Genomic DNA, 14456 nt, shown 5'->3' with positions numbered 1-14456 from the left:
ACGGCGGGTGCCGGCACCAGCCGGGACAGGAAAATACAGCCGCCTGCCTATCCTGGCCCAGTTCGACTGCTGCCACACCCATCCCATGCTCACCCTGCCCCTGGGCTGTGAGATGGAGCTGGATGCGGGCGCCAAGACCCTGCGCCTGCTGGAATCCCCCGTCCGCTGAACCCTTTCCCCAAAAATCTGCCGCCGGGGCCCGGGCCCCGGCGGTTTTTGCGTTTAGAAAGGGAAAAAATCTCCAATGTTTTCCTTGTGTTCAAAATGACTTCACGGGCTGTTCATTTTTGAGGTGCATGCTATACCCATGGGCCGGAAGGCCCATTTCAAAAGAGAGGATTGTTTTGTATGCAGGAGACCAAGAAACCCCGTGATCCCAAAAAGTCTCTTGGGATCAGTTATCTGGTGATCTTCCTCATCGTGCTGCTGTTCAACACCCTGGTGTTCCCCATGATGCTGCGCGCCGGGGTCCAGCAGGTGGACTACGGCACCTTTTTGCAGATGCTGGAGGAGGACAAACTCAGCACCGTGCAGATCGACGATGAGAAGATCTATTTTATCGACAAGGAAAACAACAGTTACGAGACCAACGCCATTGCCCAGGACCTGAAACTGGTGGACCGGCTGGAGGATGCGGGCGTCAAGTTTGACAAGGTCATCAACGACCCCGGCCCGCTGGACACCATCCTGAACATCATCCTCATGTTCCTGCCCATGATCCTGCTGGTCACCTGGATCAGCTACATGATGCGCAAGCGGATGAACAACATGGGCGGCCCCAACGCCATGATGTTCGGTACCGGCAAATCCGGTGCCAAACAGTATGTGGTGGAGGAAGGCACCGCCATCAAGTTTGCCGATGTGGCCGGCGAGGACGAAGCCAAGGAAAGCCTGCAGGAGATCGTGGATTTCCTGCACAACCCCCAGAAATACGAGACCATCGGCGCCAAGATGCCCAAGGGCGTGCTGCTGGTGGGCCCTCCGGGTACCGGCAAGACCCTGCTGGCCCGGGCTGTGGCCGGCGAGGCCGGCGTGCCCTTCTTCAGCATCGCGGGCAGTGAGTTCGTGGAGATGTTCGTGGGCATGGGCGCCTCCAAGGTGCGGGACCTGTTCAAACAGGCCGGCGAAAAAGCGCCCTGCATCGTCTTTATTGATGAGATCGATACCATCGGCAAAAAGCGTGACGGGGCCTCCGGTATGGGCGGCAACGATGAGCGGGAACAGACGCTGAACCAGCTGCTCACCGAGATGGACGGCTTCGACGCCACCAAGGGCGTCATCATCCTGGCCGCCACCAACCGTCCCGAATCCCTGGACCCCGCCCTGACCCGCCCCGGCCGTTTTGACCGCCGGGTGCCGGTGGAACTGCCCGACCAGAAAGGCCGGGAAGAGATCCTGCGCCTGCACGCCAAAAAGGTCAAGCTGGGCCCCGACTGTGACTTTGCCATTGTGGCCCGCATGACCTCCGGCGCTTCCGGCGCCGAGCTGGCCAACATCATCAACGAGGCCGCCCTGAGCGCCGTGCGCCACCAGCGCATGGCCGTGACCCAGTACGACCTGCAGGAGGCCGTGGACACCATCCTGGCCGGTGCCCAGAAGAAGAACCAGATCCTCAACGACAGAGACCGCAGCATCGTGGCCTACCACGAAGTGGGCCACGCCCTGGTGGCGGCCATCCAGACCAACAGCGCCCCGGTGCAGAAGATCACCATTGTGCCCCGCACCTCCGGTGCCCTGGGCTTCACCATGCAGGTGGAGCAGGGGGACCAGGTGCTCATGAGCAAGGAACAGCTGCTGGCCAAGATCGCCACCTTCACCGGCGGCCGTGCCGCCGAAGAACTGGTCTTCGGCTCGGTGACCACCGGCGCCTCCAACGACATTGAGCAGGCCACCCGGCTGGCCCGGGCCATGGTCACCCGCTACGGCATGACCGACGACTTCGACATGGTGGCCCTGGAAACGGTGAACAACGCCTACCTGGGCGGAGATGCCTCCCTGGCCTGCAGCGAGACCACCGCCGCCGACATCGACCGCCAGGTGGTGCAGATCGTGCGCACCCAGCACCAGAAAGCCCTGCAGATCCTGCGGGAGAACCGGGGCAAACTGGACGAGATCGCCCAGTATCTGTATGAAAAGGAGACCATCAGCGGCGAAGAGTTCATGCGCATCCTCACCGCGGTGCCCCAGCTGCCTGCCGGGGAAAAGGGCGAAATCCCGGCCCAATCCTGACACTCCCTGTCTGCTATAGAAAAAGACCCCGCCCCGGAAGCTGTCTTCCGGGGCGGGGGTCGCTTTATGCGGAAATCAGGGAACGGTTACTTTTCCACCGGACCGGTGTAGTCCAGGATGCCGCCGATATTCTCTGCCTTGGTGTAGCCGTGGGCCTTCATCCAGCTGGTGGCCTGCCCGCTGCGGGCGCCGCTGCGGCAGTACAGGAACACCGGGGTGTCGGCGGAGGGCAGGGGAATGCCCGGGGTGTCCAGCAGATGCAGGGGCAGATTGCGGCTTCCGGGCAGATGGCCGGCGGCATACTCTTCACTGGTGCGCACATCCAGCAGCACGGCGCCGGGGGTGGCCTGGAACCGGGCAAAGCCCTCGTTGATGTCGGTACGGCGGAACATATCCAAAAAGCTCATGACAGACCTTCCTTTGCTTGTAAGAGGTGGTGGGACCCGGCCCGCAGAGGCCGGGTCTTTCTGTATTAGTATACTACAAACCGGAACAAAGTTCTGTGACACTGTTACTGATATTCGGGCATTTGTCGGCGAACGTACCAAATTTTTTGAAAAAAGTGCTACACAAACCGTGCGGAACGTGCTATAATGTTGCTAAATTGGCCGCGTCTGCGGCCACTGCCTGTACTACGCGGGTAGACGCCGCGGTATGCTGCAAGGAGGAATCGAAACTATGTCCCACGTCGCAATGCTCGCCCTGGAATTCGGCGATGCAAACGTAGTCGTGACCAGCCTGGTGCTCGTGTTCGGCATGCTGGTCGCCCTGTGCCTGATCATCACGCTGGAAGGCAAGATGATGGACCGGGCCGAAAAGCCCGCGGCCCCCAAACCCGCCGCACCCAAGCCTGCCGCGCCGGCCCGCCGGCCTGCCCCTGCGCCCGCGCCTGCCGCCCCTGCGGTGGAAGCCGGGATCCCCGCTGAGGTGGTGGCTGCCATTGCCGCCGCCGTTGCCTGCACCGAAGGCGGCGGTGTCATCCGGGCCGTGCGCCGTGCGCCTGCTGCCGGTTCCCGCCGCGGCAACTGGGGCGATGCCGGTGTTGTGGCCAACACCACGCCGTTCCTGGCATGAAGGGTGAGGTGAGCGTATGAGCATCATTCAGAATATTTCGGAAATCTTCGCCAATTCCGGTTGGGCCCAGATCTTCTTTGCGGAGGGCGGCTGGAAGTACGCCATCATGCTGGTGGTGGCCTGCGTGCTGCTGTACCTGGCCATCGTCAAACAGTTCGAACCTCTGCTGCTGCTGCCCATCGGCTTCGGCATGCTCATGACCAACCTGCCCCTGGACGGTCTGTTCCACATGGAGATCTTCCTGAACGAGACCAACCACATCAACTGGGAACTGCTGGGCAGTTCCGGCGGCATGGCCGACTATATCTACCTGGGCGTCAAGCTGGGCATTTACCCGCCCCTGATCTTCCTGGGCATCGGTACCATGACCGACTTTGAACCCCTGATCGCCCGTCCCTCCAGCCTGCTGCTGGGCGCTGCCGCCCAGCTGGGCATCTTCTTTACTTACCTGGGCGCCAAGCTGCTGGGCTTCACCGGCCCTGAAGCGGCCTCCATCGGCATCATCGGCGGTGCCGACGGCCCCACGGCCATCTTCACCACCACCAAGCTGGCCCCCCATCTGCTGGGCTCCATCGCGGTGGCCGCCTACTGTTACATGGCGCTGGTGCCGGTCATCCAGCCGCCCATCATGCGCGCCCTGACCACCGAAAAGGAACGTCAGATCATCATGGAGCCCCCGCGCCGGGTTTCCAAGACCGAAAAGATCATCTTCCCCATCATGGTCACCATCATTGTCAGCCTGACCCTGCCGGATGCAGCCATCCTGGTGGGCTGCCTGATGATGGGCAACCTGATGAAGGAATCCGGCGTGGTGGAGCGTATCACCAAGACCGCCGGCAATGAACTGATGAACATCATCACCATCTTCCTGGGCTTCAGCGTGGGCTGCACCACCAACGCGTCTACCTTCCTGAACGTCCAGACGGTGGAGATCATCGTCCTGGGCGTCATCGCCTTCGGTGTGGGCACCGCCGGCGGTGTGTTGCTGGGCAAGGTCATGTGTGCCGCCACCCACGGCAAGATCAACCCCCTCATCGGCTCCGCCGGTGTTTCCGCCGTGCCCATGGCCGCCCGCGTTTCCCAGAAGGTGGGCCAGGAATACAACCCCCGCAACTATCTGCTGATGCACGCCATGGGCCCCAACGTGGCCGGCGTTATCGGTTCCGCCGTGGTGGCCGGTATCCTGATCAACATGTTCAGCTGATACCTCCTGCCTGCATGAACAAAATCACCCCCGCACCGCTTTTCCGCGGCGCGGGGGTTTTTCTATGGGGCGGAAAGGGCCGGTGCCGGTTCCCGCACAATCAGCCGGGTAAAATCCGCCCTTTCTCTTTCCTTTTATCGCCATACGGGGTATAATAGATAAAATGCCGAATTATACGGATTGGAGGAATGACGGTGGAAAAAACAAGCTACAATATCCTGCTGGTCCACTGCCATTACCGCCTGCCCGGGGGCGAGGACGCGGTCTTTGTGGACGAGCGGGCCCTGCTGGAAAAACACGGTCATAAGGTGTTCACCTACGAGCGCGCCAACGAGGGCGGCGCCCTGGCCATGGGGCTGGAAGCGGTGTTCAGCTGGAAAACCTGGCGGGAGGTACGTGACCTCATCCGCCAGCACCAGATCGATATTGTGCATGTGCACAACACCCTGCTCACCGTCAGCCCGTCGGTGTTCTGGGCCGCCCGCTCCCTGGGGGTGCCGGTGGTGCAGACGCTGCACAATTTCCGGCTCTTCTGCCCCAACGGGGTGCTGCTGCGGGACGGGCGGGTCTGTGAGGACTGCCCCCGCCGCCGCGGCGGGCTGTGGCAGGCGGTGCGCCACCGGTGCTACCGGTACAGTCTGGCCCAGAGTGCTGTCTGTGCCTTTGTGTACGCCTTCCACCGGCTGCTGGGCACCTACCGCTGGGTGAACCTGATCACCCTCACCGACTTTGACAAACAGAAACTGCTGGAATTCAACACCCGCCGCCGGGTGTTCGACCCAAAACGCCTCTTCGTGCGGCCCAATACCGCCGCTTCGGGGGAGGCCCTGCCCCCGGTACTGCCCTGGTCACAGCGGAAAAACCAGATCGTCTTTGCCGGACGTCTGGAAGAACTCAAGGGCCTGCGCACCGCCGTGGAAGGCTGGAAGCTTCTGGCCCATGACCCCGATGCCCCCGAACTGCTGCTGGTGGGGGCCGGTCCTCTGGACGACTGGGTCCGGCAGCAGGCGGTGCCCAAGGTGCGGCTGCTGGGACTTCTGCCCCGGGGGGAGCTCCACGCCCTCTTTGCCCAAAGCCGGGGGGTGCTGGCCCCCAGCCTGTGCTATGAAAGTTTCGCCTTGGTCCCGGCGGAGGCCCACGTTATGGGCACGCTGGTGCTGGCCAGTGACCTGGGCAACGTGGGAGCCATGGTCCGTCCCGGGGTGGACGGTCTGCGCTTTGCCCCCGGAGACCCGGCCGCCCTGGCCGCCGCCGTCCGGGCATTGCCCGACCTGGGGCTGACCGCCGATCTGGACGCCATCCGCACGGCCGCCCTGGCCGCCTTCGGGCCGGAGGACAATTACCGCCGTCTGATGGAAATTTACCGCGCCGTCCTGGACGGGACGCCCGCGCCGTGATAAGGAGAACCCTGCATGAATCAACTGTACCGCGCCCTGCATATGCCCCCGGCGCGCCTGTTCAAAAAGCTGACCGGGTGGAAAGAGATCTACACAATCGCCCTGCGCCCGGTCCCCACCGCACCGGGATGCGACCCGCTGCCCGCGCTGGGGGAAGAACCGTATACGCCGCTGCCTGCCCGGGCGGGGGTGTGGTACGCTGACCCCCTGCTCTTTTCCCATGAGGGCAAGCGCTGGCTGTTCTGCGAAGCCTTCGACATGGCCAAAGGCAAGGGGGATATTGCGGTCATCGACCTCACCGACCCCCGCCATCCCGGGGAGCCCCGGACGGTGCTGAGCGAAGCCTTCCACCTCTCCTTTCCCACGGTATTCAGCTGGAACCGGGAGATCTGGATGATCCCCGAGACCGGCACCAATCACACCCTGAACCTCTACCGGTGCAGGCACTTCCCCGATACGTGGGAACTGGCCGCTTCCTTCCTGACCGGGGACAAGGAGCTGGCCGATACCATCCTGCTGGACATCCGTCCCGGGGGACTGGCCCTGCTCTGCAGCCAGGTCAAGGCGGACAACGGCCTGTACACCCGCTACCGCCGGTATGAACTGCGTCGGGAGGAACAGGCCGAAGGGGGCTTTGTGCTGGAAGAGGACGAGACCTTCGGGCTGGAAAACCGCAACTACGACCTGGGCGCCCGCAATGCCGGCCCCCTGTTCCGGTGGGCCGGCCAGACGGTGCGCCCCGCCCAGGTGAGCACCAAGGTGGACTACGGCGTTTATCTGCAATTCTGGAGCCGCCGGGATGAAAAAGAGTTCCCCCTGTGCGCCGCCATGCCTGCCAACGTCTCGGTGGAGGGGCTGGACCCGGCCACGGTCATCGGCATCCACACCTATTGCCGGGATGAGGAGATCGAGGTCATCGACGCCCGGTATCTGGCCAAAGTGGGGCCCGTTCCCGCACCCAAACAGGAGGATTCCAAGTCATGCTGACCATCGCCATTCCCCAGCTGTACTGCGGGGCTTCGGGCAAAAAAGGCGCCTACAACCGCCAGGAGGTGGGGCTGGCCCGGGCCCTGGCCGCCCAGGGCTGCCGGACCGTGGTGCTTTACCCGGCAGTGGGGGCCCAAGACATCGAGACCGAAGAACCGGCGCCCGGGGTAAAGATCCTGTATGTGCCCGCCAAAGCCTGGCGGGTCCATGCCTTTTATTCCACCTGGCAGCCCTTGCTGGATGAAAAGGTGGACGCCGTCCACGTTATGGGGGATAACTCCCTGGGAGTGCCGGGGCTGTACCGGTTCTGTCAGGAGCACGGCATCTTCTTTTACAGCCAGCTGGGGGCGGTGCGCTCCGACGCCCGCAACCCCCTGGTGCGGGCGGTGATGGACCTGCTCTGCCGCCGCAACCTGGCCATCTACCGCAAAACGCCCACCTATGCCAAGACCCTGGCGGTGCAGAACACCCTGGAAGAAATGGGTGTGCCCTGCGCCGGGGTGCTGCCGGTGGGCCTGGACACTGCCATCATCCCCCGAGTACAGGGGACCAAACCGGAACTGCGGGTCCAGCTGGGCCTGGACCCGGACGCCCAGATCCTGCTCTTTGTAGGCCGGCTGGACACCTACAAGCGCCCCCTGGACCTGGTACCGCTGCTGGCTGCCCTGCCGGAAAACTGGCAGGCGGTGGTCATCGGCAACGGGGCTTTGGCGGAGACCCTGAAAGGGGAGATGCAGGCCGCCGGGCTGGCCCACCGCTGGGTGCACATCCCCAGCGTGCCCAACACCCAGGTACATGCCTATTACCACGCCTGCGACGTGTTTGTGAACTTCAACGACCATGAAATCTTCGGCATGAGCCTGCTGGAAGCCATGTACGCTGGCTGTGTGCCGGTGGCCCGCCACGCCCCCGGTCCCGACCAGATCATCGAGGACGGCATCAGCGGCCTACTGCTGGACGGCGGCGCCGAAGTCTTTGCCGCCGGGGTACAGGCGGCGGCCTGCAGCGCTGTCATGGGGCAGGCGGCCCGCCAGCGCATCCGGGAACACTTTTTGTGGGACAACAGCGCCCGCACCGTGCTGGCCATGCTGCAACAGGAAGGGGTGCACCGGGATGGACAATGACGGCAAACTGCTGGAACTGGCTCGCAACCTGGTCAAATCCGCCCGTTTCGGCTGGAAATACCGGGGGGTGACCGTGCTGTCCGCCGCCGAGGGCAACCGGCTGGCCAAGGAAGCCCTGGAACAGGGCAGGCCCTTCTGCTTCGGCCGCTGCGGCGCCACCGAGATGCGCACCGTGGCCGAATACCTGCAAACCGGCGGCCAGGACTTTTCCGACCGCATCCGGCGGGAGATCCGGGACCTGTCCGGGGTCTTTCCCACCGACGACGATACCCTGCGCCGCTTCTGCGAACGGTACATCCGCTGCGCCCAGCAGGCCGACCTGCTGGCCTTGTGGGACGTGGGGGCGGAGCGGCAGGTCATCCGGGGCTGCACCCACACCGCCTTCACCCAGCTGCGGGCCCTGGAACCCTATTACCATGAAGACCCCTGGAGCGCCGCTCTGGCCGGTAAAAAGGTGCTGGTGGTGCATCCTTTCAAAGAGAGTATCCTGTCCCAGTACCAGAAGCGGGAAGCCCTTTTCCCCGGCACGGATATCCTGCCGGAATTCGCCTCCCTGACGGTGGTGCAGGCGGTGCAGGGGCTGGCCGGACAGGACACCGGATATGCATCCTGGTTCGATGCTCTGGCCGCCATGGAAAGCCAGATGGACGCCGCCGACTATGAGGTGGCCATCATCGGGGCGGGGGCCTACGGCCTGCCCCTGGCCGCCCACGCCCGGGACACCGGCCACATGGCCGTCCAGATGAGCGGGGCCACCCAGCTGCTCTTCGGCATCAAGGGCCGCCGCTGGGACGACCACCCGGTCATCGGCAAGCTGTACAACGATGCCTGGGTGCGGCCCCTGCCCGCCGAACAGCCCGCCGCCAAGGAAAAGGTGGAGGGCGGCAGCTACTGGTAAACACATCCCAAAGGAGAGTTTCATGCGCATCCTGATGATCGGCAACAATCTGGGCATCCAGAGCGGGGTGCAGCGGTATATCCAGAATCTGCTGCTCCACATGGATACTCAGACCTATCAGGTGGACCTGCTGGCCGGCCCCTGCCCGCCCAACCAGCAGAGCACCGGCCCCGCCCTGGAAGCCCACGGCGTGCACTGGTACGCCATCCCGGACGACGACAAAAAACGTCTGCCCGCCCTGGTCAAGTTCCTGCGCACCCACAAGGGGTATGATATCGTGCACCTGCACACGGCCAGCAAGGTCAACGCCCTGGCCTGCGTGCTCATCCGGCTGTACTGCCCGGGGGCCAAGCTCATCGTGCACAGCCACATCGTCTACCCGCCCATGACCCTGGTCTGGCGGATGGCCCACGGGCTGTACCAGTGTACGGCCCACTGGTTCCTGGGCTGCGGGGTGGCGGCGGGACGGTTCGTCTTCGGGGACCACATCGACCAGAAAACCAACTTCACGGTGGCCTGCAACGCGGTGGACAAGGGCCGGTTCCATCCCGATGAAGCCGCCCGGGCCCGGGTGCGGGAACGGTATCACATCCCCGACTCCGCCCGTCTGTGCGGTTTTGTGGGACGGTACAACCACCAGAAAAACCTGCTGTTCCTGCTGGACGTCTTTGCCGCCATGGTCCAATCCGACGACCGCTGGCATCTGATGATGGTGGGCGGGGGCGAGGACCAGAAGGCCATCGACGAAAAGATCGCCCGCCTGGGCCTTTCGGACAAGGTCACCCAGACCGGCGTGCAGGAGGATATTCCCGCCTTCATGAACGCCTTCGACCTGTTCCTGCTGCCCAGCAACTTTGAGGGAAGCCCCATCACCCTGGTGGAAGCCCAGGGCTGCGGCACCCCCTGTCTAGCCTCCACCAACGTGCCGGATGACGGCGCCGTCACCGACCTGGTGCACTTCCTGCCCCTGGATGCGCCCCTGGATCAGTGGGCCGCCGCAGCCAACAAGGCTGCCCAGGGCGGCCCCCACGCCGACCACTGGGCCGAGCTGGAAGGGGCGGGCTACGAACAGCAGGAAGCCGCCCTGCGGATGCAGGCTTTGTACGAACTGCTGGCGGGGGTGGGGAGCAAATGATCTACGCCGAACTGGCCGGAGGGCTGGGCAACCAGATGTTCATCTATGCCTTTGCCCGGGCCCTGGGACTGCGCTGTGCCGAGCCCGTGACCCTGCTGGACCGGCAGGACTGGCGGGACGGCGCTCCCGCCCATACCAGATGTGCCCTGCAGGCGCTGAACATTGCCCCGGAGGTGCGGATCCTGGCGGAACCGGGTTTCGCCAAAGCCCACCTGCCCCGGCAGAATGCCGCCAAGGCCCTGATGATCAAATACGAGCAGCGGGGCGGCATGATGGACCGGGACTACACCGCCTTTGAGCGGCGGATGGCCCCGGTCCTCAACGCCCTGGGGCTGCATTTTGCCTCCGACGGCTATCTGCCCGCCCGCCGGGGCCACAGCAAGGATTTCCTGGCCTGGGGGTACTTCCAGGCGGAAGGCTATTTTGCCGATGCCGCCCCCCACATCCGCACCGAGCTGCGGGCCAAAGGGGACCTGCCCGGGGCAGCGGCCTCCGCTGCCGCCGCCATCGCCGCCTCTCCCTGTCCGGTGGCGCTGCACTGGCGATGTGGGGACTACCGCAAGCCGGAAAATGCGGCTTTGCAGGTCTGCGGACCGGCCTACTACGCCGCGGCCTGCCGTGCGGTGCAGGCTGCCCTGCCCGGGGCGGAACTCTTTGTCTTTTCCGACGAACCGGACTATGCCCAGGCCCACCTGGACACCGCCGGCCTGCCCGCCGTCTTTGTGCGGGGCAGCTGGCCGGCGGTGTGGGACCTGGACCTGATGGCCCGGTGCCGTCATTTCATCCTGAGCAATTCCACCTTCAGCTGGTGGGGACAGTATCTGGCCGAACCGGAAGGGCGCCGCGTGTTTGCCCCCGACCGGTGGTACGCCAACGGCAAGCGCACCGCGCTGGTTGCCCCGGACTGGACCCTGCTGCCCACCCGCCAAGGATAAGGGAGGTACGCCCATGCGGCGCAACGAAGCAACACCCATCCGGTTTTCGGTGATCGTGCCGGTGTATAACGTGCAGAATTATCTGTGTGCCTGCGTGAAAAGTGTGGTGGAGCAGCCCGGTCCCAAGGACTGGGAGTGCATCCTGGTGGACGACGGCTCCACCGACCAGAGCGGGCAGATGTGCGATGCTTTCGCCGAGACCTGCCCCGGGGTCATCACCCTCCACCGGGAAAACGGCGGTCTGGCCGCCGCCCGCAACACCGGGCTGGCCGCGGCCACGGGAGAATGGATCCTCTTCCTGGACAGCGACGACCTCTGGCCTGCGGATATGCTGTCCAGACTGCGGGCCGCCCTGGACGACGCCCCGGGCTACGACTGGTATGTGGGGCGGTATCTGGAACTGGACGCCGCTGCGCCGAAATCTGAACCCGCCCCGCCGTCCCTGCCCGTCTTTACCCCCGGCCCCTTTGAAAGCCCCGACTACGCCCGACGTGTCCAGAAACTCTACGAAAACGGCAACTGGTCGGTGTGGCGGTTCTGCATCCGTCGGGCCTTTCTGGAACAGTCCGGCGTGCAGTTCTGGCCCAAGGTGGTCTGGGCGGAGGATTATCCCTTCGACCTGCTCCTGCTCCACCACTGTACCCGGCTGTATTTCCTGGATTTTCCCATTACCATCTACCGGGTCAACCGGGCGGGGAGTCTTTTGAACAGCAACCTGCCCAAACATTTTGTGGGCATCCTGGCCGCCCGCAAGGGATTCCGCAAGCTCTTTGCGGGACCCGGGGCTGGGGGCTTCACCCCGGAAGAACAGGCAGAGGTCTGGCGCCGGGTGGCCAACGTATTCTGGCCCCAGGCCCGGGCCGCCGCCGTGAAGGACAAGGGGGTCCGCCGTGCCTGTGCAGCGGGCATTGCCCGCTGCCGGGACCTGTACAACAAGGGCGAGCAGGCCTCCGGCCGTACGGACTGGGTTCTGTTCCGCTGGATGATCACCCTGCTGGGACCCCGGGCCGGACTGTGGCTGGCCGCACACCTGAAACACTAAGGAGAATCCGCCTTGCGAACCAAACGCACCCTCATCAATCTGGTGTACACCCTGGGACAGAGCCTGGTGCTGCTTCTGCTGGGCCTTGTCACCCGCAAGCTCTTTGTCACCAACTTCGACGCCTTCGTTCCCGGGTACTCGGACACCATCAACAACCTCTTCAACTTCTTCTCCATCGCGGAGTTCGGGGTGGGCAGCGTCATCAGCTACCGCCTGTATGAGCAGATCGCCGCCAAAGACATCGACCGCATCAGCCGGTATATGTCCCTGTACAAGTGGGCCTATCGGGCGGTGGGGGCTTTCATCGCCCTCATGGCGGTGGTCTGCGCCTTTTTCCTGCCCCTGCTGGTGGTGCAGGAACAGGAACCGGACTGGCTCATGGTCTACGGCATCTACGCCATGACCGCCTTGTCCACCCTGTCCAGCTACTTCCTCATCACCCGGCGGCTCATGTACACCTGTACCCAGCAGGGGTATGTGTGTACCAAGATCGACCTGGGCTTCAACGTGGCCACCAGTCTGGCCAAGATCGCCATCGCTCTGTGGATCCCCAACTATTTCCTCTATTTCGGCATCCAGATCCTCTTCAACACCCTGGCCAACGTGGTGGTGGCCTGGAGGTACAAGAAGGACTTTCCCGAACTGTACGAGGCCAAGGTCACCCTGGCCGACTTCAAGGAACTGGGCATTTTCCACGATCTGCGGTACTATCTGGTGCACAAGCTGTCCAACACCATCTACGGCTCCTCGGACAACATCGTCATCACCAGCATGCGGGGCGCCGCCCTGGTCACCCGGACCGGCAACTATTCCACCATCTCCACCAGCGTCAACAACATCTGCAACAAGATCCTGGATTCCTTCGCCGCGGCCATCGGTAGCATCGTCTATGACCGGGACGCGGAGGCCGACGGCCATGCCAAGGCGGTGTTCTGGGGGCTGGACCTCTTCAGCTACTGCTTCGGCAGCTTTGTGGCGGTGGCTTATTTCTGCCTGTTCCAGCCCTTCATCCGGCTGTGGATGGGGGAGAGCTACCTGCTGCCCATGGCCTATGTGTTCTGGTTCTGCATGAACGAGTATATCGGCTGGAACCACCGGATGCTGGGCTCCTACCGGGCGGTGCTGGGCCATTTTGAGGAGGACCAGTGGTTCATGGTGGCTTCCGCCGTCAGCAATGTGGTGCTCAGCTTTGCCCTGGTCATCCCCTTCGGGCTGGCCGGGGTGGTGGCGGCCACCGTCATTGCCCACTGCTTCATGTGGATCGGCCGGGGCCGGGTGGTCTGCCGCCATTACATGAAGGGCTGCGGCTGGCGATACCTGGGCCTGCAGCTGGTCCACATCGGCACCCTGTTTGCCATCATGTTCTTCACATCCTGGCTGTGCAGCCTGTGCGGTACGGGCATCCTGGCCTTTGCGGGCAAGGTGTGCATCGTGGCGGTGGTGCCCAACCTGTGCAACCTGCTGCTTTACGGCTGGACCAGCGACGCCGCCTATCTCCGGGGCCGGGGCATGGAACTGGTCCGCAAACTGTCCGCGCGTCTGCGCAAGGAGGAAAACCCATGAGAGTCGGGATTCTGTACATCTGCACCGGGGCCTACACCGTCTTCTGGCCGGATTTTTTCCAAAGTTTTCAACAGAACTTCCTGCCTGGTGTGGAAAAAACCTACTATGTCTTCACCGACGCCGAGCACATCGACCATGACGACGATCCCGCCGTGCGCCGCATCTACCAGAAAGCCTATGACTGGCCCTACAGCACCCTCAAGCGGTTTGCGGTCTTTCTGAGCGCGGAGGAGGAACTGCGGGGCTGCGATTACCTCTATTTCGCCAACGCCAACCTGCTGTGCACCCAGACCATCACCCCGGCGGATGTGCTGCCCCGCCCGGAAAAGGGGGAGGACCTGGTGGTGGCCTGCCACCTGAGCTACTGGCACAAGAAGCCCATCTTCCTGCCCTATGACCGCAACCCCCGCTGCCGTGCCTATATGCCCTACAACGCCGGACAGATCTATGTGGCGGGGGGCTTCAACGGGGGCACGGCCCAGGCCTTCCTCTGGCTGTGCCACACCCTCAACGACCGCACCGAGGCCGACCTGGCCGACGGGGTGATTGCCCAGTGGCATGACGAAAGCCAGCTGAACCGTCTGGTGGCGGAACAGCCCCGGCGGTTCCGGGTCCTGGACCCGGGCTACTGCACCCCGGAGGATCTGGACTCGCCCTTTGAGACCCATCTTCTGATACGCCAGAAGAGCAAGTGGATCAACGTGGGGGCCATCAAGCACAACCAGGGGCCCCGTCGCAGTTTTGTGCGCCGCAAGTGGGAGGCCGCCTGCGAAAACTACCTGCCCTATCTTCTCTGTGCCCGGGATACCCTGCTGGGCAAGAAGGTGGAGAGCCGGTAAGCCCGCTTTCCTGTAAAAAAAACAGCCCG

The 14456-nt window shown here is 63.7% G+C and carries 14 protein-coding genes; 13 read left to right on the top strand and 1 reads right to left on the bottom strand.

Translation table 11 applies throughout. From position 1 onward, the window contains the following. The first annotated feature begins 7 nt into the window (after window positions 1-7). Both AC127K_RS05250 and ftsH read left to right on the top strand, forming a co-directional pair. A complete protein-coding gene (locus AC127K_RS05250; RefSeq protein ID WP_483721826.1) occupies window positions 8-169 on the top strand; it encodes a hypothetical protein in 162 nt (53 codons plus the stop codon). A gap of 179 nt (window positions 170-348) precedes the next feature. After that, window positions 349-2229, top strand: coding sequence for an ATP-dependent zinc metalloprotease FtsH (gene ftsH, locus AC127K_RS05245; protein ID WP_483721824.1), 1881 nt, complete (start codon window positions 349-351; stop codon window positions 2227-2229). A gap of 86 nt (window positions 2230-2315) precedes the next feature. Here ftsH and AC127K_RS05240 read toward each other — a convergent pair whose 3' ends face one another. Next, window positions 2316-2636, bottom strand: coding sequence for a rhodanese-like domain-containing protein (locus tag AC127K_RS05240; protein ID WP_294539450.1), 321 nt, complete (start codon window positions 2634-2636; stop codon window positions 2316-2318). A 271-nt stretch (window positions 2637-2907) separates the two neighbouring features. Here AC127K_RS05240 and AC127K_RS05235 point away from each other — a divergent pair, with 271 nt between their 5' ends. The 11 genes from AC127K_RS05235 (at window position 2908) to AC127K_RS05185 (ending at window position 14427) form a co-directional block, all read left to right on the top strand. Continuing rightward, window positions 2908-3303: an OadG family transporter subunit gene (locus AC127K_RS05235; RefSeq protein ID WP_483721823.1), complete on the top strand. Its 396-nt coding sequence runs from the start codon at window positions 2908-2910 to the stop codon at window positions 3301-3303. Between the two features lie 16 nt (window positions 3304-3319). Next, a complete protein-coding gene (locus tag AC127K_RS05230) occupies window positions 3320-4507 on the top strand; it encodes a sodium ion-translocating decarboxylase subunit beta (RefSeq protein ID WP_483721821.1) in 1188 nt (395 codons plus the stop codon). A 194-nt stretch (window positions 4508-4701) separates the two neighbouring features. Continuing rightward, complete coding sequence (locus AC127K_RS05225) at window positions 4702-5904, top strand: glycosyltransferase (protein ID WP_483721820.1); 1203 nt, start codon at window positions 4702-4704, stop codon at window positions 5902-5904. Window positions 5905-5919: 15 nt separating this feature from the next. Further along, complete coding sequence (locus AC127K_RS05220) at window positions 5920-6891, top strand: glucosamine inositolphosphorylceramide transferase family protein (RefSeq protein ID WP_483721819.1); 972 nt, start codon at window positions 5920-5922, stop codon at window positions 6889-6891. After that, a complete protein-coding gene (locus AC127K_RS05215; protein WP_483721818.1) occupies window positions 6885-8015 on the top strand; it encodes a glycosyltransferase family 4 protein in 1131 nt (376 codons plus the stop codon). The genes AC127K_RS05220 and AC127K_RS05215 overlap by 7 nt, the downstream gene beginning before the upstream one ends. Then, window positions 8005-8913, top strand: a complete 909-nt coding sequence (locus AC127K_RS05210; RefSeq protein WP_483721817.1) for a hypothetical protein — start codon at window positions 8005-8007, stop codon at window positions 8911-8913. The genes AC127K_RS05215 and AC127K_RS05210 overlap by 11 nt, the downstream gene beginning before the upstream one ends. Before the next feature lie 22 nt (window positions 8914-8935). Continuing rightward, window positions 8936-10048 carry a glycosyltransferase gene (locus AC127K_RS05205; protein ID WP_294539426.1) on the top strand — a complete coding sequence of 371 codons (1113 nt, stop codon included), beginning with the start codon at window positions 8936-8938 and terminating at the stop codon, window positions 10046-10048. Further along, on the top strand, window positions 10045-10983 hold the full coding sequence (locus AC127K_RS05200) for an alpha-1,2-fucosyltransferase (RefSeq protein ID WP_483721816.1): 939 nt from the start codon (window positions 10045-10047) through the stop codon (window positions 10981-10983). Before AC127K_RS05205 ends, AC127K_RS05200 begins: the two co-directional genes overlap by 4 nt. Window positions 10984-10996: 13 nt before the next feature. Beyond that, window positions 10997-12025, top strand: coding sequence for a glycosyltransferase family 2 protein (locus AC127K_RS05195; protein WP_483721815.1), 1029 nt, complete (start codon window positions 10997-10999; stop codon window positions 12023-12025). 12 nt (window positions 12026-12037) lie between these two features. Then, window positions 12038-13588, top strand: coding sequence for an oligosaccharide flippase family protein (locus AC127K_RS05190; protein ID WP_294539418.1), 1551 nt, complete (start codon window positions 12038-12040; stop codon window positions 13586-13588). After that, window positions 13585-14427: a family 6 glucosyltransferase gene (locus AC127K_RS05185; protein WP_294539415.1), complete on the top strand. Its 843-nt coding sequence runs from the start codon at window positions 13585-13587 to the stop codon at window positions 14425-14427. The genes AC127K_RS05190 and AC127K_RS05185 overlap by 4 nt, the downstream gene beginning before the upstream one ends. Window positions 14428-14456: the final 29 nt, after the last annotated feature.

The organism is Subdoligranulum sp. DSM 23681, assembly GCF_057005535.1.
The sequence above is the reverse complement of the archived record's forward strand: the minus strand, read 5'-3'. Positions and strand labels throughout refer to the sequence as shown.